This window comes from Pseudomonas sp. LBUM920, from assembly GCF_003852315.1.
Classification (GTDB): domain Bacteria; phylum Pseudomonadota; class Gammaproteobacteria; order Pseudomonadales; family Pseudomonadaceae; genus Aquipseudomonas.
In genome coordinates this window covers 298632-324641 of record NZ_CP027762.1, presented here as the reverse complement: position 1 = coordinate 324641, position 26010 = coordinate 298632, and the positions used below count along the sequence as shown (strand labels likewise).

General features: G+C 59.6%; 23 protein-coding genes and 1 pseudogene. 16 read left to right on the top strand and 8 right to left on the bottom strand.

The window, feature by feature from the left end; genetic code table 11:
• Positions 1-5: 5 nt before the first annotated feature.
• Positions 6-668 carry a GMP/IMP nucleotidase gene (gene yrfG / locus C4J83_RS01415; protein ID WP_124416185.1) on the top strand — a complete coding sequence of 221 codons (663 nt, stop codon included), beginning with the start codon at positions 6-8 and terminating at the stop codon, positions 666-668.
• A gap of 139 nt (positions 669-807) precedes the next feature.
• Here yrfG and lysM read toward each other — a convergent pair whose 3' ends face one another.
• The gene (lysM, locus tag C4J83_RS01410; RefSeq protein WP_124416184.1) at positions 808-1248 is read right to left on the bottom strand and encodes a peptidoglycan-binding protein LysM; all 441 of its coding nucleotides are present in this window, start codon (positions 1246-1248) and stop codon (positions 808-810) included.
• 131 nt (positions 1249-1379) lie between these two features.
• Between lysM and C4J83_RS01405 the strand changes: the two genes are divergently transcribed.
• From C4J83_RS01405 to C4J83_RS01390, 4 genes are all read left to right on the top strand, one after another.
• Positions 1380-2267 carry a LysR family transcriptional regulator gene (locus C4J83_RS01405; protein ID WP_119738171.1) on the top strand — a complete coding sequence of 296 codons (888 nt, stop codon included), beginning with the start codon at positions 1380-1382 and terminating at the stop codon, positions 2265-2267.
• A gap of 97 nt (positions 2268-2364) precedes the next feature.
• Positions 2365-3204, top strand: coding sequence for a formate dehydrogenase accessory sulfurtransferase FdhD (gene fdhD, locus C4J83_RS01400; protein WP_119738173.1), 840 nt, complete (start codon positions 2365-2367; stop codon positions 3202-3204).
• The gene (locus C4J83_RS01395; RefSeq protein ID WP_124416183.1) at positions 3201-5549 is read left to right on the top strand and encodes an FdhF/YdeP family oxidoreductase; all 2349 of its coding nucleotides are present in this window, start codon (positions 3201-3203) and stop codon (positions 5547-5549) included. Before fdhD ends, C4J83_RS01395 begins: the two co-directional genes overlap by 4 nt.
• 407 nt (positions 5550-5956) lie before the next feature.
• Positions 5957-6439 carry a glycine zipper domain-containing protein gene (locus C4J83_RS01390; protein WP_106577421.1) on the top strand — a complete coding sequence of 161 codons (483 nt, stop codon included), beginning with the start codon at positions 5957-5959 and terminating at the stop codon, positions 6437-6439.
• 140 nt (positions 6440-6579) lie between these two features.
• Here the strand turns inward: C4J83_RS01390 and C4J83_RS01385 are convergent, their stop codons facing one another.
• Entirely contained in the window at positions 6580-7011 is a 432-nt protein-coding gene (locus C4J83_RS01385) for an acyl-CoA thioesterase (protein WP_119738177.1), read from the bottom strand.
• 21 nt (positions 7012-7032) lie between these two features.
• Positions 7033-8970: a RecQ family ATP-dependent DNA helicase gene (locus C4J83_RS01380; RefSeq protein ID WP_124416182.1), complete on the bottom strand. Its 1938-nt coding sequence runs from the start codon at positions 8968-8970 to the stop codon at positions 7033-7035.
• 293 nt (positions 8971-9263) lie between these two features.
• Between C4J83_RS01380 and C4J83_RS01375 the strand changes: the two genes are divergently transcribed.
• The 4 genes and pseudogenes from C4J83_RS01375 (at position 9264) to C4J83_RS01350 (ending at position 12368) form a co-directional block, all read left to right on the top strand.
• The gene (locus C4J83_RS01375) at positions 9264-9452 is read left to right on the top strand and encodes a YhfG family protein (RefSeq protein WP_106577418.1); all 189 of its coding nucleotides are present in this window, start codon (positions 9264-9266) and stop codon (positions 9450-9452) included.
• 192 nt (positions 9453-9644) lie between these two features.
• Positions 9645-9966, top strand: a pseudogene (locus C4J83_RS01370) (hypothetical protein).
• Positions 9967-10987: 1021 nt separating this feature from the next.
• Positions 10988-11344, top strand: coding sequence for a DUF1493 family protein (locus C4J83_RS01355; RefSeq protein ID WP_119738185.1), 357 nt, complete (start codon positions 10988-10990; stop codon positions 11342-11344).
• A 160-nt stretch (positions 11345-11504) separates the two neighbouring features.
• Positions 11505-12368: a DMT family transporter gene (locus tag C4J83_RS01350; protein ID WP_256660639.1), complete on the top strand. Its 864-nt coding sequence runs from the start codon at positions 11505-11507 to the stop codon at positions 12366-12368.
• Between the two features lie 58 nt (positions 12369-12426).
• On the opposite strand, the gene C4J83_RS01345 is transcribed toward C4J83_RS01350, so the two are convergent.
• Positions 12427-13968: a phosphoenolpyruvate carboxykinase gene (locus tag C4J83_RS01345; protein ID WP_119738189.1), complete on the bottom strand. Its 1542-nt coding sequence runs from the start codon at positions 13966-13968 to the stop codon at positions 12427-12429.
• Positions 13969-14147: 179 nt separating this feature from the next.
• A complete protein-coding gene (gene hslO / locus C4J83_RS01340; protein WP_119738191.1) occupies positions 14148-15050 on the bottom strand; it encodes an Hsp33 family molecular chaperone HslO in 903 nt (300 codons plus the stop codon).
• A 125-nt stretch (positions 15051-15175) separates the two neighbouring features.
• Between hslO and C4J83_RS01335 the strand changes: the two genes are divergently transcribed.
• On the top strand, positions 15176-15979 hold the full coding sequence (locus C4J83_RS01335; protein WP_119738193.1) for a phosphatase PAP2 family protein: 804 nt from the start codon (positions 15176-15178) through the stop codon (positions 15977-15979).
• Positions 15980-16115: 136 nt separating this feature from the next.
• Here the strand turns inward: C4J83_RS01335 and C4J83_RS01330 are convergent, their stop codons facing one another.
• A complete protein-coding gene (locus tag C4J83_RS01330; RefSeq protein ID WP_119738196.1) occupies positions 16116-16523 on the bottom strand; it encodes an RNA-binding S4 domain-containing protein in 408 nt (135 codons plus the stop codon).
• 116 nt (positions 16524-16639) lie between these two features.
• Here C4J83_RS01330 and rimA point away from each other — a divergent pair, with 116 nt between their 5' ends.
• The 3 genes from rimA to rimK are packed head-to-tail and all read left to right on the top strand — an operon-like array spanning position 16640 to position 18817.
• Positions 16640-17419: a S6 modification regulatory phosphodiesterase RimA gene (rimA, locus tag C4J83_RS01325; RefSeq protein WP_106577409.1), complete on the top strand. Its 780-nt coding sequence runs from the start codon at positions 16640-16642 to the stop codon at positions 17417-17419.
• Between the two features lie 13 nt (positions 17420-17432).
• Positions 17433-17915, top strand: coding sequence for a retropepsin-like aspartic endopeptidase RimB (gene rimB / locus C4J83_RS01320; protein WP_124416179.1), 483 nt, complete (start codon positions 17433-17435; stop codon positions 17913-17915).
• The gene (rimK, locus tag C4J83_RS01315) at positions 17912-18817 is read left to right on the top strand and encodes a 30S ribosomal protein S6--L-glutamate ligase (RefSeq protein ID WP_025855543.1); all 906 of its coding nucleotides are present in this window, start codon (positions 17912-17914) and stop codon (positions 18815-18817) included. Before rimB ends, rimK begins: the two co-directional genes overlap by 4 nt.
• A gap of 138 nt (positions 18818-18955) precedes the next feature.
• Here the strand turns inward: rimK and C4J83_RS01310 are convergent, their stop codons facing one another.
• On the bottom strand, positions 18956-20269 hold the full coding sequence (locus tag C4J83_RS01310; protein WP_106577408.1) for an ATP-binding protein: 1314 nt from the start codon (positions 20267-20269) through the stop codon (positions 18956-18958).
• A gap of 116 nt (positions 20270-20385) precedes the next feature.
• Complete coding sequence (ompR, locus tag C4J83_RS01305; RefSeq protein WP_053255745.1) at positions 20386-21126, bottom strand: osmolarity response regulator transcription factor OmpR; 741 nt, start codon at positions 21124-21126, stop codon at positions 20386-20388.
• Positions 21127-21482: 356 nt separating this feature from the next.
• Between ompR and C4J83_RS01300 the strand changes: the two genes are divergently transcribed.
• The 3 genes from C4J83_RS01300 (at position 21483) to gshA (ending at position 25988) form a co-directional block, all read left to right on the top strand.
• A complete protein-coding gene (locus tag C4J83_RS01300) occupies positions 21483-23807 on the top strand; it encodes a Tex family protein (RefSeq protein ID WP_124416178.1) in 2325 nt (774 codons plus the stop codon).
• A complete protein-coding gene (locus C4J83_RS01295) occupies positions 23807-24190 on the top strand; it encodes a PaaI family thioesterase (RefSeq protein ID WP_124416177.1) in 384 nt (127 codons plus the stop codon). The genes C4J83_RS01300 and C4J83_RS01295 overlap by 1 nt, the downstream gene beginning before the upstream one ends.
• 214 nt (positions 24191-24404) lie before the next feature.
• On the top strand, positions 24405-25988 hold the full coding sequence (gene gshA, locus C4J83_RS01290) for a glutamate--cysteine ligase (protein WP_119738200.1): 1584 nt from the start codon (positions 24405-24407) through the stop codon (positions 25986-25988).
• Positions 25989-26010: the final 22 nt, after the last annotated feature.

The window sequence follows — 26010 nt, the reverse complement described above, 5'->3', positions numbered from 1 at the left end:
GCCCCATGCCCTCTTTGCCCTGGCACGCCATCGATACCGTCCTGCTGGACATGGACGGCACCTTGCTCGACCTGCATTTCGACAACCATTTCTGGATGGAGCACCTGCCCCAGCGCTACGCCGAGCTGCACGGCGTAAGCCGGGCCATGGCCGATAGGGAACTGCAGCCACTGTTCGAGCGTAACGCGGGACAGTTGCAATGGTATTGCCTGGACTTCTGGAGCACGGAACTGAATATTCCGGTGCGCGAACTCAAGCTGGAAACGGCCCACCTGATTGCCCTGCGCCCGGACGCGGATACCTTTCTGGCGGCGATCAAGCAGGCCGGCAAGCGCGTGGTTCTGATCACCAACGCTCATCGTGACTCGCTATCCTTGAAGTTGGAACGCATTGAACTGGCGCCGTATTTCGAGCGGTTGATCAGCTCCCATGACTATGGTTTTGCCAAGGAGAACCCGCAATTCTGGGATGCCCTGCAAGCGGACATCCAGTTCGACCCGGCGCGCAGCCTGTTTATTGATGACACCTTGCCGATCCTGCGCAGTGCCCGGGATTTTGGCGTGGGGCATCTGCTGGCAGTGAAAGAACCGGACAGCAAGAAGGGGCCAAAGGACACGGCAGAGTTTGCGGCGGTGGGGGATTACCGGGATCTGATCGCCGGGCTCTAATCAAAAGTGGGAGCGGGCTCGTGTGAGCGCCGGGCTTGCCCGCGATATAGGCACCTCGGTGTATCAATGACACCGAGGTGATGCTATCGCAGGCAAGCCAGCTCCTACACAAGCCGGCTCCCACCGTTGGGCCAGCGTATTACTCAGGAATGCGCAGTGTCTGCCCTGGGTAAATTTTGTCCACATCTTTGAGCAACGGCTTGTTGGCCTCAAAGATCTTTTGGTACTGGTTGGCGTTGCCGTACACCGCCAGGGAAATCGCGCTCAGCGTGTCGCCCTTTTTCACGACGACGAAACGGGCCGCTGTCACAGCCGGGCCGGTCACGGTGATCTGGTCTTCTACACTGCCAACACCTGCGATGTTGCCTGCAGCCAGGATGATTTTTTCTTTTTCTTCCTGAGAGGCAACTTCACCCTTCACGGTGACCTTGTCGCCATCAACGGTTGCGGTGATATTCGGGTTTCCGAGCCCGACATCGCTGATGTGCTTTTTCAAATCATCACTTGCGTTGGCGTTACCCGGCGTCAACAGGTCAATAAGCTTCTCGCCTGCTTCCTTAACAAAGCTAAAAATACTCATGGTGCGCTCTCCTTGGGTTTTTAAGTTCCAGATGCCCAAGACTAGACCAGTCCTGCTGTCTTGGGTTCCAGGCCGACCAAAGACCCAAACGCGCTAGAATCCCCCGCCATTGGAATAAGCCCGGAGCGAAGATGGACATCAAACAGCTGAAATTCCTCATCGCCCTCGACGAGACGCGCCACTTCGGTCAGGCGGCCGCGCGCTGCCATATCACCCAGCCGACCCTGTCGATGCGCTTGCGTAACCTGGAAGAAGAGCTGGACTTGCCGTTGGTCAATCGCGGCCAGCGCTTTGAAGGCTTTACCGCGCCGGGCGAGCGCGTGCTGGCGTGGGCGCGCACGGTGCTGGCGGCCTATGACGGCTTGCAGGCCGAAGCAGCGGCCTGTCGCGGCAATTTGGTCGGCACCTTGCGCCTGGGTGTGGTGCCGTTGTCGAGCTTCGATCCCTTGGCCTTGATGCAGCAACTGCATAAAGAGCATCCGAGCCTGCGCTTTGAACTGTCGGCATTGAGCTCCGAGCAAATCCTCGAACAGCTGGCGAGCAACCGCCTGGACCTCGGCGTGTCCTACCTGGAGCGCCTGGATAACGAGCGCTTCGACTCGCTGGCCTTGGGCGAAACCCGCATGGGCCTGCTCTACGACCAGCGTTTTTTCAGCTTCGGCGACAAGCCGTTGAGCTGGGAAGCTCTGATCGAACTGCCGCTGGGCATGCTCACCAGCGGCATGCATTTCCGTCAGTCCATCGACCATAATTTCCACAGCCGCGGGCTCAACCCGCAACCGCTGTTGCAAACCGATGCGGTGCATCAATTGTTACAAGCCGTGCACGGCGGCCTGTGCTGCGCGGTGATGCCATTGGACGGCGGCCTGGATGCACTGACTGAGCACCTGCGCCTGCAACCCATTGAAGACGCTCACACATTGGCTCGCCTGGGGCTGATCATGCGTCGCAGCGCACCGCGTTCGGCATTGGCGGAAGCCTGTTTCGCGCTGTTTCAAAAATCGCAACAAGAGCCTTGATCGACGCCATCTATCGATAGATCAGTACTGGCGATTAGACGCGACCCTTTGTCGCGCCTAGTCTAAACACTGATCAATCCGCCGGTGGTACTGCCACATGAACGCCAAGCGCCCAGTCTGCGCGGCGCCCGCCCTCGAAACGCCCGCGCCCGCCTCCAGCCAGAGCTACCAGTTTTGCAACCTCGAACACACAGAAGTCGCCAGCACAGCGTTGGCGGAAGAAGTGGCGTTGGCGATTGCCTATAACGACATCAGCCAGGCGGTCATGTTGGTGACGCCAACGGACCTGGAAGATTTCATCGTCGGCTTCAGCATCGGCAGCGGCATTATCGCCGACGTTAGCGACATATATGACCTGAAACTCAGCGGTTCGGGCTCGGCCCAATACGCTCAGGTGCAAATTTCCAGCCGTGCCTTCTGGAACCTCAAGCAGCAGCGCCGCCAATTGGCGGGCACCAGTGGCTGCGGCTTGTGCGGTGTCGAGGCGGTGGAGCAAGCCCTGCCAGACCTTCAAGTGCTGCCCGGCGCGCCCTTGCCACCTGCCGAATGGCTCGACGGCCTGCGCCAGCGCATCAGCGCGTTCCAGCCGTTGGGCCAGTACAGCGGCGCAGTGCATGCGGCGGTGTTTATGAATAATCAGGGCGAATTGCTGATGGGCCGCGAAGACATCGGCCGGCATAACGCCCTGGATAAGTTGATCGGCGCCTTGATCCGCCAAAAGATTCCGACCGACGGCGGCCTGGCGATTGTCACCAGTCGCTGCAGCCTCGAATTAATCCAGAAAGTTCTGCGCGCGGGCATCCAGACCCTGGTCAGCCTGTCGTCGCCTACCGGCCTGGCCTTGCAATGGGCCCGCCGACACAACCTCAATCTCATCCACCTGCCGCAGAAAAGTGCGCCGCGGGTCTACAGCCCTGCGATGGAGAACCAGTCATGAGCCAGCACCACCAAGCCGACCAAACCCCGACTCCGCGCTACAAGCCCTACAAAGGCCCGGCTGGCGGCTGGGGCGCGCTGATCAGCGTGGCGCAGGCCTGGTTGACCAGCGACAACGCGCTGAAAAACCTGCGCATGATGCTCAAGACCAACCAGAACGGCGGCTTCGACTGCCCGGGCTGCGCCTGGGGCGATTCGCCGGAAAGCGGCATGGTCAAGTTCTGCGAAAACGGCGCCAAGGCGGTCAACTGGGAAGCCACCAAACGCCGCGTGGATGCCGCATTTTTTGCCAAGCACAGCGTCACCGCACTGCTGGAGCAAAGCGACTATTGGCTCGAATACCAGGGCCGCCTGACCGAGCCGATGCGCTATGACGCCGAAACTGACCGCTACACGCCGATCAGCTGGGAAGCAGCGTTCGACCTGGTCGGCAAGCACCTCAACGCACTCCCAAGCCCGGACATGGCCGAGTTCTACACCTCGGGCCGCGCCAGCAACGAGGCGGCTTACCTGTATCAGCTGTTTGTGCGCGCCTACGGCACCAACAACTTCCCGGACTGCTCAAACATGTGCCACGAAGCCAGCGGCGTGGCCCTGGCGCAAAGCGTGGGGGTGGGCAAAGGCACCGTGACCTTTGACGACTTCGAACACGCCGATGCGATTTTCGTGTGGGGCCAGAACCCCGGCACCAATCACCCGCGTATGCTCGAACCGCTGCGTGAGGCAGTCAAACGCGGCGCCCAGGTGGTGTGCATCAACCCGCTGAAAGAGCGCGGCCTGGAACGTTTCCAGCACCCGCAACACCCGCTGGAAATGCTCACCAACGGCGACAAGCCGACCAACACCGCCTATTTCCGCCCGGCACTGGGCGGCGACATGGCCATCCTGCGCGGCATGGCCAAGTTCCTGCTGCTGTGGGAACGCCAGGCCCAGGCCGAAGGCAAAGAAGCCGTGTTCGATCACGACTTCCTCAACGAACACACCACCAACGTGCTGGAGTACCTGGGCCAGATCGACGACACCTCGTGGGATGAGATCGTCGAGCAGTCCGGCCTGACACTGGTGGAGATCGAGCAAGCGGCGCGCATGTACGCCAAAGGCAAGAACGTGATCATGTGCTGGGCGATGGGCATCACCCAGCATCGCCACTCGGTGCCGACCATTCAGGAAATCGCCAACCTGATGCTGCTGCGCGGCAACATCGGCCGCCCAGGCGCCGGCTTGTGCCCGGTGCGCGGCCACAGCAACGTGCAGGGCGACCGCACCATGGGCATCAACGAGCGCCCACCGGTGGCATTCCTCGATTCCCTGGAACGGCGCTTCCAGTTCCAGGTGCCGCGCCACAATGGCCATAACGTCGTGGAAGCCATCCACGCGATGCTCGAAGGCCGCTCCAAAGTGTTTATCGGCCTGGGCGGCAACTTCGCCCAAGCCACGCCCGACAGCCCGCGCACTTTTGAAGCACTGCGCAGCTGCGACCTGACCGTGCAGATCAGCACCAAGCTCAACCGCAGCCATTTGATGCACGGTAAAGACGCGCTGATCCTGCCGTGCCTGGGCCGTACCGACATCGATATCCAGGCCGACGGCCCGCAAGCGGTGACGGTGGAAGACTCGTTCAGCATGGTTCACGGCTCCAACGGCCAACTGCAGCCACTGTCGAAGCTGATGAAATCCGAGCCTGCGATTCTTGCCGGCATTGCTGCCGCAACCCTGGGCAGCAAACCCGTGGACTGGAACTGGCTAGTCGCCGACTACGGGCGCATCCGCGACCTCATCGCAGACACCATCCCAGGCTTCAAGGACTTCAACGAGCGCATCAAACACCCGGGCGGTTTCTACCTGGGCAACTCCGCTGGCGCACGCCGCTGGAACACGCCCTCGGGCCGCGCCAATTTCCGCCCGAACGTGCTGCCCAAAGACCTGATCCACGAACGCACCCACGCCACGGGCCGGGTGCCGGACCTGATCATGCAGTCGATGCGTTCTCACGATCAGTACAACACCACCATTTACGGCCTGGACGACCGCTACCGTGGCGTGAAAGGTCAGCGTGACGTGCTGTTCGTGAATGAAGCCGACATCATCCGCCTGGGCTTCAAGCCCGGGCAGAAAGCCGACATCGTTTCGCTGTGGGAAGACGGCCGTGAACGCCGAGTGAAGGGCTTTACGTTGCTGGCGTTTGATATTCCCGCAGGACAGGCAGCCGCTTACTACCCGGAAGTGAACCCGCTGGTGCCACTGGAGAGCACTGGCGATGGCAGCCATACGCCGACGTCGAAGTTTGTGGCGATCCGCCTGGAAGCGGCGAGTGCGACCGGCTTGATCATGGCGCGCTCGGCCTGACCGGGATTGTTGTGACGGGCGCGCCTGTTGCGGCACCGGGCCCGTTGTGGCGAGCGGGCTTGCCCCGCGTTGGGCTGCGTAGCAGCCCTTGGGTCCAGGCACTGCGTTCTGACTGAAAGAATGCGCTGACATTATCTGGGGCCGCGTCGCAGCCCAATGCGGGGCAAGCCCGCTCACCAAAACAAGCCGCTCGCCCCGGCTACTGAAAATCCCAGGCACAAAAAAGGCCGCTTTTGCATAAAAGCGGCCGTTCCGAAGTAGCTAAAGACTCGCAAAACCCACTTAAGTTCCCCATACAAAACAGCAACTTAGAGAATTGTATACAACCTGTACCACTGGTCGGTTTTCGATTGTCAGCATCCCGATACAACCTCAGGATCGCGCCGTCATCCTCTTGAGGTCTCTCTATGAAGTTTTCCTCGATTCTCTTGTTGTCCCTTGGCCTGGTCAGTGGCGCAGCCATGGCCGGTGGCACCACCGAAGCCGGTGTGGGCGGCGCATTGGGCGGGGTTCTAGGTTCGGTTGTCGGCCAGCAGGTCGGCGGTAACACCGGTTCGGCCATCGGCGCAGCGCTGGGCGGCGCGGGCGGCAGTGCAGTCGGCGCTGACAAGCGCAGCCGTGGTGAAGCAGCCATTGGCGGCGCACTCGGCGCGGCAGGCGGCAACGTGGTGGGCCGCAGCATGGGTGGCAACACCGGCAGCCTGATCGGCGCAGCCGCAGGCGGCGGTGCAGGTGGTGCGCTGGGCAACTACATGGGCAACAAGAGCGATGACGACGACCGTCGCTATCGCGGTCGGGATAACCGTCGTTATGACCGTGATGACCATCGTGGCCGTGGCCATGCGTATGGGCATCGCAAGAACAAGCATCACTACCGTAATCACCGGTAAGGTCGAGAGACACTGCTGGACCAATGTGGGAGCGGGCTTGCCCGCGATAGCGTAGTGTCGGAAGCGCATCCAACCCTGACGCACCGTTATCGCAGGCAAGCCAGCTCCCACATTGATTTCCGCTGATGACACAGGTTGTGTTACACCACCAACCGCTGCAACGCCTCGCGCAATCGCGCCGGAATCGTCACCGGCTGGTTCGACGCCCGGTCCACAAAGACATGCACAAAGCGCCCCGCCGCACAGGCATCCTCTTCGCCTGACTTGAACACCGCCAACTCATACTGCACCGAGCTGTTACCCAACTTGCCCACGCGCAGGCCAATCTCTATGCGATCGGGGAACGCGATCGACGCAAAGTAATCGCACGCCGAACTCACCACAAACCCCACCACTTCACCGTCGTGAATATCCAGCCCACCCTCTTCAATCAGGTAAGTATTCACCGCCGTGTCGAAGTAGCTGTAGTAGGTGACATTGTTCACGTGACCATACACATCGTTATCGTGCCAACGCGTGATGATCGGTTGGAAGTGACGGTAGTCAGCGCGTTGCGGCATAGAATCAGACATGTGCAGCTCTCATAAGTGGATTTACAGGTCGTTCAGATGGGCCTGGGCCCATTCACGCACCTCGGCGTAGGGATACGCCTCCAGCGCAGCGAAGCCCGGAATACCGCGCGCCTTCAACTTGGTAAACAGCGGCACGCTGATACCACCCAGGAATCGTGTCAACCGCTCCGCGCCCGGCAGTTGCCCGGTGTGCTCATGGTGCCTGTGGATAAAATCACCGCACAGCGCCATGAAGTTTTTATCCACAAGCGCTGGCAAACTCGGGGGTGGCGGTAGATGCGCCACATGGCCATGACATACCGAGCAATGCCCGCAGCGCAGCGGCGCGTTTTCATCGCCAAAGTAGTGGGCCAAACGCTGGCCCAGGCAATCCTCGGTGGCAAACAGATCGAGCATGGCATGGATCCGCGCCACCTCCGTCACCTCGTGCTGCTTGAAGCCTGTGTATAACTCCTCGCTCAACACCTGTGGATCGAACTCGGTATGCAGCAAGCTGTAAACCTCCGTCATCTGCTTGCTTTCCAGCTCGATCAGGCCCTGCTCCTGGAAGTAATCGAGCGCTTTCACCACCCGGCTGCGCTCGGCATTGTGCTGTTGGTACAGCGCGTCGAAATCCACGGTCGCCCAGGTTCTGGCGCGACTGCATACCTGAATGATCGACGCGACAAACTGCTGGCGCTCGCCGGAAAAACGCGCCAGCAAGGCTTCGGGTTCGATCAGGTATTTGAAGCGGTACTCGGCGTAAAAAGCATAACGCGGCGCAATCACGCCCTTGAGCTCCAATTGCACCAGCAGCGTTTTCAATGGCAGCTCGCGGATGTTGCTGTGGTCCGACAGCGACCTCAACAAGAACTCCCACTGCCCCTCGCCGCGCGACGCCTGCAACTCCTCCAGCACACGGAGAATGCCCGCCTGCTCCGGCGTGTCGCCGTACACGAAGTTTTCCAGCACATTGAGGCTGTCGCGGTTGGCCAGCACCAGGCAATCGGATGGCTGCCCGTCCCGCCCTGCACGGCCGATTTCCTGGCTGTAGTTCTCAATGGATTTAGGCAGGTCGAAGTGCACCACGTTGCGGATGTCGCTTTTATCGATGCCCATGCCGAATGCGATGGTGGCGACGATGCAATTGGAGCGCCCACCCATAAAACGCTGCTGGATACCCTCGCGTTTGTCGTGGGGCAAACCGGCGTGATAAGCCTCGGCCTGAATGCCGTTGCGGTTCAGATGTTCGGCGATCTGCTCAGCGGTTTTCTGCAAGGTAACGTAGACGATACTCGGCTGATTGGCTCGCTCGCTCATCCATTCGACCAGGCGCCGACGTTTGTCATGCCCGCTCACCGGCTCCACCAGCAAGTTGAGATTGGGCCGGTAAAAGCCTGTGGTGATGACATCGTCCGGCGCAATGGCGAACTTCGCCTGCATGTCGGCAATCACCTTGGGCGTCGCCGTAGCCGTCAGCAGCAGCGCTTGTGGGATATTGAACTGACGCTGGTAGTCCGGCAGCTTCAAATAGTCCGGACGGAAGTTGTGGCCCCACTCGGAAATACAGTGCGCCTCGTCCACCACCAACAGCGAGATCTGCACGCTTTGCAGAAAGTTACGGAAGCGCTCGTTCTTCAAGCGCTCCACGGAAATCATCAGAATTTTCAGCTCGCCCGAACGGGCACGGGCCATCACATCATTGGCGTCCTCGCGGCTCTGCGCCGAATCAATACTGCCGGCGCAAATGCCGTGGCGTTGCAGGAACCCCAGCTGGTCCTGCATCAACGCCAACAACGGCGACACCACCAGCGTCAGGTGCGGCAGCAGCACCGCCGACAGCTGATAACACAACGACTTGCCCGAGCCGGTGGGGAAAATAGCAGCGGCCGAACGACCGGCCAGTATGGCGCTGACCGCCTCTTCCTGGCCCAAACGAAACTGTGGATAACCAAAGACCTGTTGGAGGGTGTTGTGCATAAGCTGTCACTCCATTGACCGCTGAACGAGCGCAAAACATAGACCAGCGCGCTCAGCGAATCGAGAAAGGTCACAAGGAAAAAAGAGACAGGATGATACAGGGGTAGAGGATGGCCCAGGGCCGATGTGGGATGTTTCGCGCGGATTTGTCGGAGCACTAAGAACCAGATGTGGGAGCTGCATTTTAGATCCGCTCTACCTGCTGACTTAGCAGTTTTGCGTTTGATTTTATCCCGCCTGCGAACCGAAGCATTGCGCTACGAGCAAGCCTTGCGCCCCAAGAGTGCGCTGCAATGAGCGAACCGACGTTTGAGCAAAAACAGGATCACTACCGCAAGATCCGTCGCTCCAATTGGTTGGCCAGTCTGCGCCTGGAAAGATTCGACACCCAGCCGACCGATTTCGACAAACCTCTGCCGACCCGCGAAGCCGTGCTTGCCAAGTACCGCGCCGTCGCCTCCTATCCCACTGAGACTCACTGATCGTTCCTCACGCTCTGCGTGGGAACGATCCAAATGATTGAACCATATGTTTATTGCTCGAAATAACGCTGACTTCTAAGGCTCGCTCCGTCGCTATCAATACGGCGACGAGCGTGGTCGATCGAACAACAGCAGAGATAAACGTGCCAATTTTTTTGGCGTATTTCTTTGATTTTTTCGGAGTGCCCTTTTATGACAACGCTCAATATCCCTACCAATCGCTATAGCCTCCTACGCACCAACTTCACCGACACCCACCCTCTCGTCATCGATACCGGAGCCACCGCCGAAGACATCCAGTCCGCCGGACACCAGCGCATCCGCGCTGCCACCGACTTACTGGAAACTTTCACCTGCCCGACCTTCGAACACGCCGCCCTCAAATATCTCCCACATCATCAATGCCCTATATCTGCTGGTGCAGGATGGCTGTGATCTGATGGAAGCTGCGCAGCACGTTCAACTGCAACCGGCAGTCGAAATACAGCCACAACCAATCCAACCACTGAGCTAAACCTGTGGGAGCGGGCTTGCCCGCGATGGCGGCATGTCAGGCAATATTTCCATACCTGACACGCCACCATCGCGGACAAGCCCGGGTCCCACATTGGGTGGGTGTTACCAAAAAATCACTGTCAAACCGCAAATGCCGGAAAGCTCTGTGGGAAGCAGACAAAGACGATGTAGCCCTCTTCCCAAACTGCTTAAAACAGCTATCTCACCCTCTACATAACCTCCCTTCACATGACCGAAACTAGTGACCTCTCCACTGCCCCGGCAAAAACCCGTGAATATCGAAAGGACTCAATACATCGGCCACTATGGCGTCACCTTCACAATGATTCGCCTCACTGTTGTGCCTGACAGTCGGCATGCCTTGGCTAACCTGTGCCTGCTTGAAGCGAAAACAGCTGCGCGGAAAGTGCGTGATCAGATACGCAGCTTGTACGAGAAAATGTTGGCCCGAGATTTACCCTGCGAGAGAGCAGTCACGATTTCCCAACCGCTGAGACGGAGCCAGGCCGACCGGTTAAACGATCAAAATGCGTTCATCAAACAAATAATTTCCGGTGCGATTAAAGCCCCGGGGATAGCTATATCTACGGTAACGGCTGGCTTAGTTGGCGATACGATTTCCGGCAAGCTTCGCAGGTATCACGCAGGTGACATCATCATCGGATTGGACGCAAATGTGAGAGGAGGAATCGGGCCTCAGCGGTCAACACTCTCAATGCATGTCTACTCAGACGAGTCTTGATCACATGGACCTTTACCTTCAATCCGCGATTTTTCTCCTTATCTATATGGTGGTGCATTACCAGATCACCGACCCCACGCTTAGAAAGCGCTTCGCCATCACCTGTCTCACCACAGGTCTCACTTTGACGTTCCTGCTACCCTACGTAGCGGTGATCCTCAGAATGTCATTCCTACCGGTCTTCATATTCTTGTTAGGGTTGCTACTCTTCATCACCCGAAACACATTCCGCCGACAACGCAACCATCCCCCTCACCCACTTCTGCGTGCTCCCACCATGAACCTGGCCCCCAACTTCCCCGAAGACCCCGTCATGCGGCAGCTCCTGCAATTGCTGCACGAAGAAATCGGTCTGCCGAAGCACAAGACCCTTCGCCTTGAAACCTCGCTCAACTTCGACCTTGGCTGCGACCGCGCCGAGGCCAAGCAATTTATGGAAGCGCTGGAGCAGGATTTTGCAGTCGATCTGGGCGACTACGATGCCTACCGTTACTTCCAACCGCCGGTGTTCGATGTGTTCCTCAAACGCCGCGCCAAAGGCCGAGGCGATAAAGTGCCACTGACCATCGGCATGCTCTACCTGGCCATCAAAACGCATAGCTGGGATACCCAGACCCTGGAAAACCTCAGTTGATCTGAACGACCCTGAGGATCAAATGTGGGAGCGGGCTTGCTCGCGCATGCGGTGTGTCAGGTAGAGTAGCGCTCACTGATCCACCGCATGCGCGGGCAAGCCCGCTCCCACATTGGCGATGCGCTAACCTGGCGAATTGCCTACCTACCAAGGACCGTACATGGACGTATTAATGGGCCTGCTGGCCGCCCTGCTCTGGGGTGGCACGGACTTTCTTGTGGGTCTCAATGCCCGGGCTGTCGGCGTTAAACGCGCGGTGTACTTCGGCCAGGCCCTCGGTTTCCTGATCATGACTCTGCTGCTGGTCATCTTCCCGGCCTACCTGTTCAAATCCCTGAATGCCCCGTTGAGCGTCTGGCTCCTGGGCATCGCGGCCGCGCTGCTCACCGTCTCCGGTGCCCTCGCGCTGTCCAAGGCTTTCGCCCTGGGCAAAGCGGCCATCGTCGCGCCGCTGGTGACGTCGTACGGCGTGGTCACTTCGCTGCTGTCCTGGGCCAGTGGTGAGCACATCAGCCTGATCCAACTTGGCTGCATCGGCGTGTGTGTCGTCGGCGTGATCCTCTCCAGCATCCACAAGGACAACGGCGTCCCGCACAACCACCCACGCCTGTCCATTGCCTACGCCATGCTCGCCGCCTTGCTGTATGGCACCAGCTTCTGGCTGCAAGGTCGCTACACGCTGCCGGCACTGGGACCGATCACCATGTTGTGGCTGGGTTACCTGGTAGGCCTGTGCGTGCTGGTGGTGATGGTGTTGAAGATCAAGGACGGGCTGAAAATCCCACCGCTGAAAAACTGCGCGACATTGACCGGTGCGAGCTTGATGAACCTCGGGGGTTTCTCGGCGTTTTCGTGGGGGGCGATGGCGGGGTCGGTTTCGGTGGTGACGGTGATCAGTACATTGTCGGGCGGGATTGCGGCAGTGCTGGGATATGTGTTTTTCAAGGAACGGTTGTCGGCGGTGCAAGTGTTGGGCGTTGCATTAGTGCTGGCCGGCGCAGTGGTTTTGCACATCGCCGACTAACCTTTCGCGCATAAAAAAACCGCCCACTGGGGGGCGGTTTTTTAACAGCTTTTGAACCTTACAACTTCGGCCCGGCCGCCTTGATCGCGTCGCTCACTTCAAACTTCTTGAAGTTCTCGATGAACAGACCCGCCAGCGCTTTCGCCGCTTCGTCGTAGGCAGCTTTGTCAGCCCAGGTGTTACGTGGGTTCAACAGGCCAGTCTCAACGCCCGGTACGGCCAATGGCACGTCGAGGTTGATGGTGTCCAGGTGTTCGGTCTCGGCACCGATCAACGCGCCGCTCTGGATCGCTGCGATCACGCCGCGAGTGGTCGGGATGTTGAAGCGTTTGCCGACGCCGTAGCCGCCGCCGGTCCAGCCGGTGTTGACCAGGTAGACCTTGGAGCCGAAGCCGCGTACGCGCTTGATCAGCAGCTCTGCGTATTCGCCGGCCGGGCGTGGGAAGAACGGCGCGCCGAAGCAGGTGGAGAAGGTCGACTTGATGCCGCTGCCCGAACCCATTTCGGTCGAGCCCACCAGCGCGGTGTAGCCGGACAGGAAGTGGTAGGCCGCTTGTTCTTCGCTGAGGATCGACACAGGCGGCAGCACGCCGGTCAGGTCGCAGGTCAGGAAGATTACCGCGTTTGGCTCACCGCCCAGGTTCTTCTCGGAACGCTTGGCAACGTGCTCCAGCGGGTACGCGGCGCGGCTGTTCTGGGTCAGGCTGACGTTGGTGTAGTCGGCGTGCTTGGCATCGTCGATCACCACGTTTTCGAGCACGGTGCCGTGCTTGATGGCTTTCCAGATAACCGGCTCGTTCTTCTCGGACAGGTCGATGCACTTGGCATAGCAACCGCCTTCGATGTTGAACACCACGCCTTCGCCCCAGCCGTGTTCGTCGTCACCGATCAGGTAACGGCTTTCGTCGGCGGACAGGGTGGTTTTACCAGTGCCCGACAGACCGAAGAACAGGGTCACGTCGCCTTCTTCGCCGATGTTGGCGGCGCAGTGCATTGGCAACACATCAGCAGCCGGCAGCAGGAAGTTCTGCACCGAGAACATGGCTTTTTTCATTTCACCGGCGTAACGCATGCCGGCGATCAGGACTTTTTTCTGTGCGAAGTTGAGGATCACGCAACCGTCGGAGTTAGTGCCGTCACGCTCTGGCACACATTCGAAATTGGCCACGTTAAGCACTTGCCACTCATCACGGCCGGCCGGGTTGTACTGAGCCGGGTTGATGAACAGGCAACGACCGAACAGGTTCTGCCAGGCAGTCTGGGTGGTCATTTTCACGGCCAGGTAGTGGTCTTCTGCAGCCCCTACGTGAACGTGGGAAACGAAATGCTCTTGCGCGTTGTTGAATGCTTCTACGCGGCTCCACAGCGCATCGAACTTGTCGGCTGGGAACTTGCGGTTGATCGGGCCCCAGGCGATGGCGTCCTGGGTGGAAGGCTCTTCAACGATGAAGCGGTCGACCGGAGAACGACCGGTGCGGTGACCGGTTTCTACGACCAGTGCGCCAGTATCGGCAAGCACGCCTTCACCGCGCTGCAGGGCTTCTTTGACCAGATCGTCAACACTCAGATCGGTGTATACGGCGTTATTGGCTTGCGTCATGAGGTTCCCCGTCGGCCTATGGCCGAGTGCTCCAAACGTTTTGTAGTAGAAAGTTGCGCACTACTACCGCGAAAAAAGTGGGCCGGATTATGCCAGAAAAGCCCAAAAAGAGTAGGGCCCTCCCGTCAGAACTGCGCTAATCCGGCGTTCGTCAGGTGATTTACCTGTGCTTAAACGTTTTAGTGGCGGGTGTCGGAAGGGGTGTCGATGCCTGCGCCGGCGAACAATTGGGCTACATCGGCCGCGTCGAACAGGTAACGCTGGTTGCAGAACTGGCAGTCGATCTCGATATTGCCACCGTGTTCCACCACCAGGTCCTGCGCATCTTCCAGGCCCAGGCTGACCAAGGCATTCGCCGAGCGTTCACGCGAGCAGCTGCAACGGAAGCGCAGGCCCTGTTCGTCGAACAGGCGCACGGCCTCTTCGTGGTACAGGCGATGCAGAATGGTTTCGTTATCCAGGCCCAGCAGCTCTTCAGCGGTCAGGGTGCCCGCCAGGGCGGTCAGCTTGCGCCAGCTGTCAGTGCGCTCGTCGTCGTCCTTGATGCGGTCGGCCGGCAGTTGTTGCAGCAGCAGGCCACGGGCGCGCTTGCCGTCGGCATTCAGCCAGAACTTGGTGCCGACCTGCTGAGACATCACGAAATAGTTGGTGAAGCAGTCCGACAAGGTTTCGCCGTCGAGATCGACGATGCCCTGGTAGCGCTGGCCTTCCGTCGGGTCGACGGTGATCGCCAATACGCCGTTGGCCATCAAGTCGGACAGCGTGGCGTCCGGCGCGATCAGGTCGGCGTCGTAACGGGCCAGGCCACGAATTTCGCGCTCGCTGGAGCACTCGATCATCAGCATCGGCACCGGGCCTTCGGAACGCGCCTGCAAAATCAGCAAACCGTCGAATTTCATGGTGCCCACCAGCAACGATGCCGCCGCCATCAGTTCACCGAGCAACTGCGCAACCGGCTCCGGATAGGGATGCTTGGCGAGGACTTCGGCATAGCTGCGCTCCAGCGAGACCAGTTCGCCGCGGGCATCGTTCTCGTCGAAGATGAAGCGTTGGGTGAAGTCGGTATCCGGTAGATCAGTCATAGGTCTGGGTATCTGAATTGATGACAAAATGATTACAAGGTTTATAAAATTAAACGCTTTAGCACCATATTGGTGCGGCTTTCTCCTGGAAACGGAGGGCTAAATAGAGCGAAGAGGAACAGTTTATGAACAATCCGGGTTTGTTCCAAGCCAAGTGGAACCTCCGGCGATGGGCTCTGTGCAATCTACTCGCTATCGGACTGCTGTGTTTTTGGCTGTGGCCCACGGGCCAGATGCTATGTGTGATTTTCGACGAATGGCTGTTTCACCTGCTCAATGACCCGCTGGCGAGCCATTCGACGTGGCTGCATGTGTGGGCCGTGGCCAGTTTGCGGCCATTTGACGCGGTGGTCGGCGTGATCTTGCTGACGCTGCTGATTCGCGGAGATTGGGTGTTCAAGGCGATTGAAGTGCGCCAGGCATTCTTCGGTTTTTTCGGGATTCTGCTGCTGTTGCTGTTCATCCGCATGCTGTTTTCCAAACTCGCAGCGCAGATGGGCTGGCAGCACAGCAGCCCGTCGATGGTGATCAGCGGGGCGATTCATATGAGTGACTACTTCCCTGGGCTGGAAAAAACCTGGGAGCTGAAGGACCGTTCGAGCCAGAGCTTCCCGGGCGATCATGCATCGGTATTGCTGATCTGGGGCATGTTCATGACGGTGTTTGCCAAGCGCATCGGCCAGGTGCTGGTGATTTGGGGCTTGGCGCTGTTGTTCATGATGCCGCGGCTGGTGGCAGGCGCCCACTGGGGGCAAGACGATTATATCGGCGGGGTATTGCTGGCGCTGTTGGCGCTGGGCTGGGGGTATTACACGCCGTTTGCGGCGAAGGTGTCGAATGGGTTGCTGCGACTGACGGCGCCGATCTTCGGTTTGCTCGGTAAGCTGCCGGTGATCGGGCGGTTGAGCGTCATACGCACCGCGGCGTAACGCCACAGGCTTATTGTGAGAGCGGGCTTGCTCGCGAAAGCGCAGTGTCAGGTTAAGCATTTTTCACTGACCCACCGCCTTCGCGAGCAAGCCCGCTCCCACATTTGGGTCTGCGTATTGCTGGAGATTTGCGCCATCACTCGTCATTACCACTGCCGCGAAACTTGAACAAATCGCGACGCTGCTTCTTGCTCGGCTTGCCATCGGTAGTCATACCGGTAGCCCCGGCCTTGCGCATGGCGGCCGCATTTTCGCGTTTGGCGATACTGGCCTCGGTTTCGGTGTACAACGCCTGCGCTTCGGGCGCGCCGCGGCGCACAACGGATAAGGCTTGCACCACGACAGTCTTTTCATCAAATCCTGCCCGAATCTGTAGCTCATCACCGACGCGCGGCTCCTTGCCCGGCTTGCAGCGTTCGCCGCGATGGTGCACTTTGCCGCTTTCGATAGCGGCCTTCGCCAGGGCGCGGGTTTTAAAGAAGCGCGCTGCCCACAGCCACTTGTCCAAACGGACTTTTTCTTCCTCTTCCTGCTTTTGAGCCACTTGAATTCCTCGCTCTGAAAAATGTCGCAACTTTACCGTTGAAGCCCTTCGACGCATAAACCCCAACGCTCACCTAAGATACGCCAGGCACCACCCTGTTTTCGCGAGGATACGCTGTGACCGACTTCCCCATTTCACTCACCTCGCCAAACCAGCGTTGCGTGGGTTGCCAGCAAAGCGAACCCCTGGGTTTCGATTTCGCATTCGCCTATCAGCCTATCGTAGATCTTCGGGACCATTCGATCTTCGCCCACGAGGCGTTGGTGCGAGGCCCGCAAGGCGAAGGTGCGCTGTCGGTGCTGGGCCAGGTCAACTCAAGCAACCGTTACCGCTTTGACCAGCGGTGTCGTACCCAAGCGATTGCCGGGGCCGCTGCCTTGGGTATGCAAACCCATCTTTCGATCAATTTCATGCCCAATGCGGTTTACCGGCCCGAGCTGTGTATTCGCAGCACCCTGGAGGCGGCCCGCGCGCACAACTTTCCGCTGAACCAGCTGATTTTTGAAACGCTGGAAAGCGAGCACGTAGATAACTATCGCCATTTGACCAATATTCTGCGTGAATACCGCGAATTCGGCTTCAAGACCGCCATCGACGATTTCGGTGCGGGCTATTCGGGGCTGAACCTGCTGGCCGATTTCCAACCTGACCTGATCAAACTCGACATGGCGCTGATTCGCGATGTCGACCAGGATCGTGTCCGTCAGGTAATCGTCCAGGGGATTGTCACAATCTGTGAGCAGTTGGGCGTTACTGTCATTGCCGAAGGCATCGAAAGTGCCGGCGAGCGCGACTTCCTGTCCGACTGCGGAATATTTCTGATGCAGGGTTACTGGTTCGCCAGGCCTGCATTCAAAGCCCTGGCCGAGGTTTCACCACAGGCCTGGGCGAACTGATCGGTTACCCATATTGAAGACATTTGACCATTTGACCGTTGTGGGTCTGCGTGAGTGGGTGGCACTTCCCGACTTGGGAGTGGCTGGCCTGCGCGCAAAGATCGACACCGGTGCCAGTACCTCGAGCTTGCACGCCACCGATATCGAGCCATTTGAGCGCGACGGTGAGAAGTGGGTGCGTTTTACCGCGCACCTGGGCAGCGTGGTGCAACTGCGTCATCGCCGCTGCGAGGCGCCGGTGGTAACGATGAAAACCATCAAGAGCTCCAACGGCCATGCGCAGGTGCGCTATGTGATCAGCACCACCCTCGCGCTGGGTGATCGGGTGTGGCGAGTGGAATTCACTCTCGCCTGTCGCAAGGCCATGCGTTACCGCCTGTTGCTGGGCTCCAAGGCGCTGATTGACGGCCACTTGGTGGTCAGTCCACGCGTCAAGTACGTTCAAGACAAGCCGGTGTTCCCGGTCTCTACTATTTCTGCCCCAGGTGCTGCATGAAGATTGCTGTGCTGTCGCGAAACCCGCGTCTGTATTCCACCCGCCGCCTGGTCGAGGCCGGCACCGAACGTGGCCACGAAATGGTGGTGATCGACACGTTGCGTGCCTATATGAACATTGCCAGCCACAAGCCGCAGATCCATTACCGGGGCAAACCGCTGGAAGGCTTTGATGCAGTGATCCCGCGTATCGGTGCCTCGGTGACGTTTTATGGCTGCGCGGTGTTGCGCCAGTTTGAAATGATGGGCGTATTCCCCCTCAACGAATCGGTAGCCATTGCCCGCTCACGCGACAAACTGCGCTCATTGCAATTGCTCTCGCGGCGCGGTATCGGCCTGCCGGTGACCGGCTTTGCCCACTCCCCCGATGACATTCCCGACCTGATCGACATGGTCAACGGCGCACCGCTAGTGATCAAAGTGCTGGAAGGCACCCAAGGCATCGGCGTAGTGCTGTGCGAAACCGCGACCGCTGCTGAATCGGTGATCGAGGCATTCATGGGCCTCAAGCAGAACATCATGGTGCAGGAATACATCAAGGAAGCTGGCGGTGCGGACATCCGCTGCTTCGTGGTGGGTGACAAGGTAATTGCGGCAATGAAACGCCAGGCCAAGCCGGGGGAATTCCGCTCCAACCTGCACCGTGGCGGCAGTGCCAGCCTGATCAAGATCACCCCGGAAGAACGCATGACCGCGCTGCGGGCGGCCAAAGTGATGGGGCTGGCGGTAGCGGGTGTGGATATTCTGCGGTCAAACCATGGGCCGTTGGTGATGGAAGTGAATTCATCGCCGGGTCTGGAAGGGATTGAGACCACTACCGGGAAGGATGTAGCGGGGATCATCATTCAGCATTTGGAAAAGAATGGTGGGCCGAATATGACGCGGACCAAGGGTAAGGGCTGAACACGCTCAGTTTCAAACATCACAAAACACTGTGGGAGCGGGCTTGCTCGCGAAGGCGTCGGATCAGTCAATACATCTGTCGACTGACACACTGCCTTCGCGAGCAAGCCCGCTCCCACATTTGATTTCTGTTGTGTCTCAGACCGCGTCTCTAGGCAACATCAGGCCAAGCGGCAACCGCACTCGCGCTTCCAGACCACCCTCCTCCCGGTTACGCAGCTCGACATTGCCGCCATGCATCGAGGCAATCCGCCGCACAATCGCCAACCCCAAGCCTGTGCCCTTGCCGCCCCGGGCACGGTCACCACGGGTGAACGGGTTGAAGATGCCTTCCAGCTCTGCCGGGTCGATCCCCGTGCCGCGGTCCATCACACTCAACACCACATAAGGCGCAGTGCTGTCGCCGGACACATAAGCCGCCACTTCCACATCGGAACCGGCATGGTGCAAGGCGTTGCCAATGAGGTTGTTGAGCAGGCGTTTCATCGATACCCGACGCAACGCAAACGGCTGAATAGGCTCCAGGCGCATGCGTACCTGTTCGCCGTTCTGGTTGTAGGGCGCCACCACCTCACGCACCAGGTCCGTCAGGTCGACTTCCTCGACCACTTCATCGCGGCCATCGCGGATAAACGCCAGGAACTGGTCGAGAATCGCGTCCATGTCCTCGATGTCACGCACCATGTCATCCGTGAGGTCGTTGTGGTTGCCCATCAACTCCAGGGACAACCGCAACCGTGTCAACGGTGTGCGCAGGTCGTGGGAAACGCCCGCCAGCATCAGCTCGCGTTCGCGGCCGGCCTGTTCAACGTCTTCCGCCATCTGGTTGAAGGCGCCGTACACTTCGGTCATCTCGCTGGGCGTATCGCTGACCGGCAGGCGCACACTGCGCCCCTGCCCCAGTTGGCGCGCGGCAAAGACCAGGCGTTTGAGTGGCTGGTTGAGCTGGCGCACGAAAATCCAGGCGGACGCCGTTGAAAGCAAGCCAATTGCCAGGAACCAGCCCAGCACGTTCCAGATCTTCTGTCCCCGCAACGGGTGCGGGTACAGCGGCACTTTGATCCACGCGTCGCCCAGGCTCGGCGCCCTCACCCACAGCGCAGGCGAAACATGCATGCGCAATCGCACCTCGGTGTCGTCCCCCAGCTCAGCCTGCATCTGGCGCTGATAAATCTCGCTGTAAGGCCAATGCTGCTCGCCTTCAGGTACACCGGCGCCGTCGACTCGAATCAGCGTCGATGCCTTGGCGACCTTTTCACGATTTTCGGGATCGACGGCCCAATAGGCACGAAGCGTCAGGGCGACGCCGTGGCTGTACTGCCGATCCACCAGCACGTCTTCGTTCATCAACAGATAAACCAGCGTCAGTGCCTTGGAAAACAGAACGACGATCAGCACCAGCCAAAGGGTGCGTGAAAAGAAACTTTGCGGGAACCACAACGGGGTTTTCATAGGAAACGGCTGGACACCTTGCAGAAACGAGCGGCGCTCGCAGAATTGCAGACGCCGGGCATCCCGTTGACTCTCATGGAGTCAAACGCCGGATGCCCGCGCCTGCAAATCATCGGTCACTTGGTTGCGGTGCCATCCGGCACGAACACATAACCCACACCCCACACCGTCTGTATATAGCGCGGCTTGGACGGGTCCGGCTCGATCATGCGGCGCAGACGGGAAATCTGCACGTCGATGGAGCGCTCCAATGCATCCCACTCCCGGCCACGGGCCAGGTTCATCAGTTTGTCGCGCGTCAGCGGCTGGCGAGCGTTCATCACCAGGGCCTTGAGCACGGCAAACTCACCGGTGGTCAGCATGTGCACTTCTTCGCCACGCTTGAGCTCACGGGTGGCCAGCGACAGTTCATAGTCGCCAAAGGTGACGCTTTCGTCTTCGCTGCCTGGCGCGCCGGGTACCGGGGCTGCCTGACGGCGCAACACGGCTTTGACCCGGGCCATCAACTCGTCCGGGTTGAACGGTTTGGCCAGGTAATCATCAGCGCCCAGCTCAAGGCCCTTGATGCGGCTCAACTCATCACCCTTGGCGGTAAGCATGATGATGGGGATCTGGTTGTTCGCACCGCGCAGGCGTTTGCAGGCGGTGAGGCCGTCTTCGCCGGGCAGCATCAGGTCGAGTACGACCAGATTGAACACTTCGCGCCCCAACAGGCGGTCCATCTGCTCGGTGTTTGGCACCGCGCGGGCACGGTAGCCCTTGGAGTTGAAAAAACGCTCCAGCAGGCTGCTCAGCCCCGGGTCGTCATCAACGATGAGAATTTTTTCGCCTTCAGCAGTTTGTGCAGTGCTGCTCATTAGATGCTCCTCTTATCTCGGCGCGCATTATGGCGTAGCTGCCGTTATACGCACCGTGTGCATTGTTAGCAGATTTTTCCTCTACCGCCAGCGAACCCGCCCCCTGCAACCTTCGGCGCAATCCCCCCCAGCTGCAGAACGCTGGTTATAATGCGCCGCCTTTGCGCTGAGCAATGTCAGACTTTACTGCTTGCTGCCTCGCTATTTTTTACCGCGACGGGCAGCAATTTTCCGATTTCGAGGGTCAACAGGCTGCCTTTTGACCCAGGTAGCGGCGCCAGTCGGGCCGCTCAACCAGCCTTGCAACGCCTTGTTTTCCGGGCGTGCGAGCTGCTTTCAGAATTTCAGGTGGTTTTATGGACAGCATCAACAGCCGCATCGCCGAGGAACTCGGCGTACGCCCACAACAGGTCGAAGCGGCCGTCGCTCTACTGGATGAAGGCTCCACGGTGCCTTTCATCGCCCGTTACCGTAAAGAAGTGACCGGCAGCCTCGACGACATCCAGCTGCGGCACCTGGAAGAGCGCTTGCGCTACCTGCGAGAACTCGACGAACGGCGCATCAGCATCCTCGCCAGCATCGAGGAACAAGGCAAGCTGACCCCGCAACTGGAACGCGACATCAAACTCGCCGACACCAAGACCCGCCTCGAAGACCTTTACCTGCCGTACAAACAAAAGCGCCGCACCAAGGGCCAGATTGCCTTGGAAGCCGGCCTGGGCGACTTGGCGGACGGCTTGTTCAACGACCCGTCGCTGACCCCGGAAACCGAAGCCGCGCGCTTCATCAACGCCGAAAAAGGCGTCGCCGACGTCAAGGCGGCCCTCGAAGGCGCCAAGTACATCCTCATGGAGCGTTTCGCCGAAGACGCCAACTTGCTGGAAAAACTGCGTAACTACCTGAAACAGGAAGCCACCCTCAGCGCCCGCGTCATCGCCGGCAAGGAAGAGGAAGGCGCCAAGTTCCGCGACTATTTCGAGCACGACGAACCGCTCAAGAGCATGCCGTCGCACCGCGCACTGGCCATTTTCCGCGGCCGCAACGAAGGCATTCTCAGCTCCGCGCTGAAGGTCGGCGACGAGCTGCCGGGCACCATGCACCCGTGCGAAGGCATGATTGGTCAGCAATTCGGCATCCAGAATCAGAACCGCCCGGCGGACAAGTGGCTCGGTGAAGTCGTGCGCTGGACCTGGAAGGTCAAGCTCTACACCCACCTGGAAACCGACCTGCTCGGTGAGCTGCGCGACGGCGCCGAAACCGAAGCGATCAATGTTTTCGCCCACAACCTGCACGACCTGCTGCTGGCCGCCCCGGCCGGCCCGCGCGCGACTCTGGGCCTCGACCCGGGCCTGCGCACCGGCTGCAAAGTGGCCGTGGTCGACGCCACGGGCAAGCTGCTGGACCAAGCCACCGTGTACCCGCATGTGCCGCACAACAAGTGGGACCAGACCCTCGCCATCCTGGCTGCGCTGTGCGCCAAGCACGCCGTGGACCTGATCGCCATCGGCAACGGCACCGCCAGCCGTGAAACCGACAAGCTGGCCGCCGAGCTGATCAAAAAATACCCAGCCATGAAGATGACCAAAGTCATGGTCTCCGAGGCCGGCGCGTCGGTGTACTCGGCGTCGGAACTGGCCTCCAAGGAATTCCCGGACCTCGACGTATCGATCCGTGGCGCCGTCTCCATTGCTCGCCGCCTGCAAGACCCGCTGGCCGAGCTGGTGAAGATCGACCCTAAATCCATCGGTGTCGGCCAGTACCAGCACGATGTGTCACAGCTGAAACTGGCACGCGGTCTGGATGCGGTGGTGGAAGACTGCGTGAACAAGGTCGGCGTGGATGTGAACACTGCCTCGGTCGCGCTGCTGGCCCGTATTTCCGGCCTCAACTCAACGCTGGCGCAGAACATCGTCACCCACCGCGACGAGAACGGCGCGTTCAAAACCCGCGCGGCGCTGAAAAAGGTCGCACGCCTGGGCGAAAAAACCTTTGAACAGGCCGCCGGCTTCCTACGCGTAATGAACGGCGACAACCCGCTGGACGCTTCGGCGGTTCACCCGGAAGCCTACCCGCTGGTACAGCGCATTGCTGCCGAGACCGACCGCGACATCCGCTCGCTGATCGGCGACGCCGCGTTCCTCAAGCGCCTGGATCCAAAGAAGTACACCGACGAAACCTTCGGCGTGCCGACCATCACCGACATTCTGCAAGAGCTGGAAAAACCTGGCCGTGACCCGCGTCCCGAGTTCAAGACCGCCGAGTTCCAGGACGGCGTCGAAGACCTCAAGGACCTGCAACTGGGCATGATCCTCGAAGGCGTGGTCACCAACGTGACCAACTTCGGCGCGTTCGTGGACATCGGCGTGCATCAGGACGGTTTGGTGCATATCTCCGCGCTTTCGGAGAAGTTCATCAAAGACCCTCGCGAAGCGGTGAAAGCCGGTGACGTGGTCAAGGTCAAGGTCATGGAAGTCGACATTCCACGCAAACGCGTTGGCCTGTCGATGCGCATGAGCGACACCCCCGGCGAGAAAATCGACGGTGCCCGTGGCGCTCGCCCAGGCTCGGCGCCACGCCAGTCGCAGAACAACGCACCGCGCAAGGAAACTGCCACCGCAGCGCCAAGCAACAACGCCATGGCGTCGCTGTTTGCCAATGCCAAACAGTTGAAGAAACGCTGATGCAAATCCCGGCCGGTTCGACCCAGAGCGCGTTCAGCGAGCTGATCGGCTGTCGCCTGCAACGCCTGGACGAGGGCGTTGCCGAGGTGGCCCTGACCCTGGAGCCGCAGCTGCGCAACCGTGCAGGCAAGCTCCACGGCGGGGCGATTTTCAGCCTGGTGGACATCACCATGGGGCTGGCCTGTTCCAGCTCCCATGGTTTCGACCAGCAGAGCGCGACCATCGAGTGCAAAATCAACTATATCCGTGCCGTGTCCGATGGCGACGTGCTGTGCACCAGCCGTGTTATCCACGCGGGTCGGCGCACATTGGTGGTCGAAGCGGAGGTGTATCAGGACGACAAACTGGTCGCAAAAGCACAAGGCACATTCGCTGTCCTATAGCTCCCCGCCCTCGATTTGAGTTAATTTCGGCGCTGCGACAACAGCGTCGGAATTTTCTTGCTGCGCTATAGCCCAATTCATGGAGTGAAGTAGGCTTTTTCAAAGCGGGTCAAATCGACTCAAAACCAGGCGATAACGCCAGTTTTAACTTCACCCTTGTAGACCGTCCTGCCCACCCCCATATTGGGGCGACTGACGCGTGAAGGAATCCAACTTGAGCGAACTTCTCAACCGCCGCCTGGCCTTGCTCGGCAAGCGCGAACACCTCTCCCTGCTAGAGCAGTGCTTGCACGGCATCGAGCGCGAATGCCTACGCGTCACCGGTGAGGGTCGCCTGGCACAAACGCCGCACCCCGAAGCCCTGGGCGCCGCGTTGACCAACGAATTGATTACCACCGACTACTCGGAATCGTTGCTGGAGTTTATTACCCCAGCCCTGCCCAACCCGGCCGATACCCTGAGCAGCCTGGACAAGATCCATCGCTTTGCCTACAGCAAACTCGGCAACGAGTACCTGTGGAGCCCTTCGATGCCGTGCCCGCTGCCGGCTGAGGAAGATATTCCGATTGCCTACTACGGCACCTCCAATATCGGTCAGCTCAAGTACGTTTACCGCAAGGGCCTGGCCCTGCGTTACGGCAAGACCATGCAGTGCATCGCCGGCATTCACTACAACTTTTCCCTGCCGGAGCAGTTGTGGCCCTTGCTCAAGGAGACTGAAGGTTTCGTCGGTACCGACCGCGACTACCAGTCCACGGCCTACATTGCATTGATCCGTAACTTCCGCCGCTACAGCTGGCTGCTGATGTACCTGTTCGGCGCCTCGCCGGCCCTGGACGCAGGTTTCCTGCGCGGTCGCTCGCACCAGTTGGAAGTGCTGGACGCCGACACGCTGTACCTGCCGTACGCCACCAGCTTGCGCATGAGCGACCTGGGTTACCAGAGCAACGCCCAGGCCGGCCTCACGCCGTGCTACAACGACCTGGCCAGCTACACCGACAGCCTGCGCGAAGCGGTGGCAACGCCCTACGCGCCTTATGTCGAAGTTGGCACCCATAAGGACGGTGAGTGGGTTCAGCTCAACACCAACATCCTGCAGATCGAAAACGAGTACTACTCCAACATTCGCCCCAAGCGCGTGACCTACACCGGCGAGCGCCCCATCCAGGCGCTGATGGCCCGTGGCATCCAGTACATCGAAGTGCGTTGCCTGGACATCAACCCGTTCCTGCCCTTGGGCATTGACTTGCCGGAGTCGCGCTTCCTCGACGCATTCCTGCTGTATTGCGCACTGAACGACAGCCCACTGTTCGCCAACAACGAGTGCGGCAATGCCACCTCCAACTTCCTCAGCGTGGTCAAGGAAGGCCGCCGTCCGGGCCTGCAGTTGCAGCGTCAGGGCCAGCCTGTGGACATGAAGGAATGGGCCACCGAGCTGCTGGAGCACATTGCGCCGTTGGCAGCGTTGCTGGATCAGAGCCATGGCATGACCGAGCACAGCGAGGCGCTGGATGCTCAACTGGCGAAGGTCAAGGATCCATCCCTGACGCCATCGGCCCAAGTGCTGGCGGCGATGGCCGAACGCAAGGAGAGCTTTGCGCAGTTCTCGCTGCACCAGAGCGAGGTGCACGCCGAGCATTTCCGTAAAGAGCCGCTGCCGGCCGAAGATCAGGCGCGCTTTGAAGAACTGGCGCGCACGTCGCTGGCGCAACAGGCGGAACTGGAGCAAAACGAGGTCGGCGACTTCGATGTGTTCGTCGGGTCGTACCAGGCGAGCATCCTGGCAATCAGTAACTAACTGAAGCCGAACCCGGCTCGAA

What these genes read in the sequence shown, in the direction of transcription:
- yrfG (WP_124416185.1), top strand. Translation starts at nt 6, where the DNA reads ATGCCCTCTTTGCCCTGGCACGCCATCGATACCGTCCTGCTGGACATG.
- lysM (WP_124416184.1), bottom strand. Translation starts at nt 1,248, where the DNA reads ATGAGTATTTTTAGCTTTGTTAAGGAAGCAGGCGAGAAGCTTATTGAC.
- C4J83_RS01405 (WP_119738171.1), top strand. Translation starts at nt 1,380, where the DNA reads ATGGACATCAAACAGCTGAAATTCCTCATCGCCCTCGACGAGACGCGC.
- fdhD (WP_119738173.1), top strand. Translation starts at nt 2,365, where the DNA reads ATGAACGCCAAGCGCCCAGTCTGCGCGGCGCCCGCCCTCGAAACGCCC.
- C4J83_RS01395 (WP_124416183.1), top strand. Translation starts at nt 3,201, where the DNA reads ATGAGCCAGCACCACCAAGCCGACCAAACCCCGACTCCGCGCTACAAG.
- C4J83_RS01390 (WP_106577421.1), top strand. Translation starts at nt 5,957, where the DNA reads ATGAAGTTTTCCTCGATTCTCTTGTTGTCCCTTGGCCTGGTCAGTGGC.
- C4J83_RS01385 (WP_119738177.1), bottom strand. Translation starts at nt 7,011, where the DNA reads ATGTCTGATTCTATGCCGCAACGCGCTGACTACCGTCACTTCCAACCG.
- C4J83_RS01380 (WP_124416182.1), bottom strand. Translation starts at nt 8,970, where the DNA reads ATGCACAACACCCTCCAACAGGTCTTTGGTTATCCACAGTTTCGTTTG.
- C4J83_RS01375 (WP_106577418.1), top strand. Translation starts at nt 9,264, where the DNA reads ATGAGCGAACCGACGTTTGAGCAAAAACAGGATCACTACCGCAAGATC.
- C4J83_RS01355 (WP_119738185.1), top strand. Translation starts at nt 10,988, where the DNA reads ATGAACCTGGCCCCCAACTTCCCCGAAGACCCCGTCATGCGGCAGCTC.
- C4J83_RS01350 (WP_256660639.1), top strand. Translation starts at nt 11,505, where the DNA reads ATGGACGTATTAATGGGCCTGCTGGCCGCCCTGCTCTGGGGTGGCACG.
- C4J83_RS01345 (WP_119738189.1), bottom strand. Translation starts at nt 13,968, where the DNA reads ATGACGCAAGCCAATAACGCCGTATACACCGATCTGAGTGTTGACGAT.
- hslO (WP_119738191.1), bottom strand. Translation starts at nt 15,050, where the DNA reads ATGACTGATCTACCGGATACCGACTTCACCCAACGCTTCATCTTCGAC.
- C4J83_RS01335 (WP_119738193.1), top strand. Translation starts at nt 15,176, where the DNA reads ATGAACAATCCGGGTTTGTTCCAAGCCAAGTGGAACCTCCGGCGATGG.
- rimK (WP_025855543.1), top strand. Translation starts at nt 17,912, where the DNA reads ATGAAGATTGCTGTGCTGTCGCGAAACCCGCGTCTGTATTCCACCCGC.
- C4J83_RS01310 (WP_106577408.1), bottom strand. Translation starts at nt 20,269, where the DNA reads ATGAAAACCCCGTTGTGGTTCCCGCAAAGTTTCTTTTCACGCACCCTT.
- ompR (WP_053255745.1), bottom strand. Translation starts at nt 21,126, where the DNA reads ATGAGCAGCACTGCACAAACTGCTGAAGGCGAAAAAATTCTCATCGTT.
- C4J83_RS01300 (WP_124416178.1), top strand. Translation starts at nt 21,483, where the DNA reads ATGGACAGCATCAACAGCCGCATCGCCGAGGAACTCGGCGTACGCCCA.
- C4J83_RS01295 (WP_124416177.1), top strand. Translation starts at nt 23,807, where the DNA reads ATGCAAATCCCGGCCGGTTCGACCCAGAGCGCGTTCAGCGAGCTGATC.